The sequence below is a fragment of the Streptomyces colwelliae genome (assembly GCF_048158785.1).
Taxonomy (GTDB): domain Bacteria; phylum Actinomycetota; class Actinomycetes; order Streptomycetales; family Streptomycetaceae; genus Streptomyces.
This window is the reverse complement of record NZ_JBLTJC010000745.1, coordinates 1-1,831: the sequence shown is the minus strand read 5'-3', so window position 1 is coordinate 1,831 and position 1,831 is coordinate 1. Positions and strand designations below refer to the sequence as shown.

Genomic DNA, 1,831 nt, shown 5'->3' with positions numbered 1-1,831 from the left:
CCCAGGCCGACGTGGGCAGACTCAGCAGCCCGGTGCTCGGCGGACCCACGTTCGGGATCGTCATCGACGGCGACCTCCTCCGCGGCACCGCCGAACTCGCCGCCGAGCTGGGCGCACGTCAGACGTTCGAGTTCCTGCTCGGGCGGCACCTGGACGCCAACCCGCGCCAGTACACGCTCACCCCGACCGAACTCGCCCGCCTGATGGCCGAGTTGGCCGAGTCGGCGGGCCCGGCCGCCACCGCGCTCGACCCGGCCTGCGGCACCGGCGCCCTGCTGCGCGCCGTCACCCCCCGCCCCGGGCAGGAGCTGTACGCCCAGGACGACGCCCCCGACCTCGCCGCGCTCACCGCGCTCCGGCTCGCCCTGCGCGCACAGGTCACCGTGCGCGCCACAGCCGGCGACACGCTGCGCGCCGACGCGTACCCGGCGCTGCGGGCCGACGTCGTCCTGTGCCATCCGCCGTTCAACGAGCGGAACTGGGGCCACGACGAACTCGCCTACGACCCCCGCTGGGAGTACGGCTTCCCGGCGCGCAACGAGTCCGAGCTGGCCTGGGTGCAGCACGCGCTGGCCCGGCTCAAGGACGGCGGCACGGCCGTGCTGCTGATGCCGCCGGCCGCGGCCTCCCGGCGTTCCGGCCGCCGGATCCGCGCCGACCTGCTGCGGCGCGGGGCGCTGAAGGCGGTCGTAGCGCTGCCGATCGGGGCGGCGCCGCCGTACAACATCCCGTTGCACCTGTGGGTGTTGCGGCGGCCGGGGCGGGCGGCCGCGCAGCCGGAGGTGCTGCTGGTGGACACCGGGCGGTTCGCGACCGAGGGGCGGGGCGGGCCGGACTGGCAGGCCGTGCGGGGTGCGGTGCTCGACGCCTGGAAGGCGTTCGACCGCGCGGGGCGGCTGGACGACGAGCCGGGGCTGGCGCGTTCCGTGCCGGTCATCGAACTCCTCGACGACGACGTGGACCTGGCACCCGCACGCCACCTCCCGCCCGCGACCGCGGCCGACGGCGCCGACGAGCTCACGGCCGTCCGCGAGCGGCTCGGCGAGACGCTCCGGCTGACCGCCGACCTCACCCCGCCGCCCGTCGACCACGTCGCCGACTCCGCGCGGCCCACGCGCTGGCCGCTCACCACGATCGGTGAACTCGCGCGCGGGGGCGCCCTGGTGATGCGTACCGGCGGAAACGGCGGCCACGCGCGTGTGCCCGTTCTCACCGACCACGACGTCCTCGCCGGAACGGCTCCTTCCGGGATCCTCCCCGAGAGTGACGAGGTGGCCGTCCTCACCGAGCCGGGCGATGTCGTCGTCCCGGTGCTCGGCGGCGGTTCGATGGCACGCGTGATCGACGCCACGACCGCGGGCGCCGCCCTGGGGCGCAGCCTCGTACTGCTGCGGCCCGATCCCGGCGCGCTGGACCCGTGGTTCCTCGCCGGCTTCCTGCGCGGCACCGCCAACAACCGCCAGGCCAGCAGCTACGCGTCCACGGCGACCCGACTCGACGTCCGCAGGCTCCAGTTGCCACGCCTCCCCCTGGACGAACAGCGGCGCTACGGCGCCCGGTTCCGCGCCCTGGAGGACTTCGAGCGGGCGCTGCGGCAGGCGGGCCGGCTCGGCGAGCAGCTGGTGCGCGGCATGTACGACGGCCTGACGGACGGCACGGTCACGCCCGACTGAGGCAGCCCCCGGGGAGCCCGGGACCGTCCGCAGGCCGTCCTCCGTCTCTAGGGGGACTCTTACTTCGACTTCCCGTAACTCCCGGTAACTTTGCGGAACTTCAGCGAAATGTCCGAAGTCGCAGGCTGTTGGAGACCACGAACACCGACGAGAAGGCC

Annotated in this window: 1 protein-coding gene; it reads left to right on the top strand. The window is 74.9% G+C overall.

Annotated features, from left to right (window positions below):
• The coding region (locus ACNFOC_RS53925) for an N-6 DNA methylase (RefSeq protein ID WP_416966248.1) at window positions 1-1,673 on the top strand (1,673 nt) is incomplete at its 5' end.
• Window positions 1,674-1,831 lie beyond the last annotated feature (158 nt).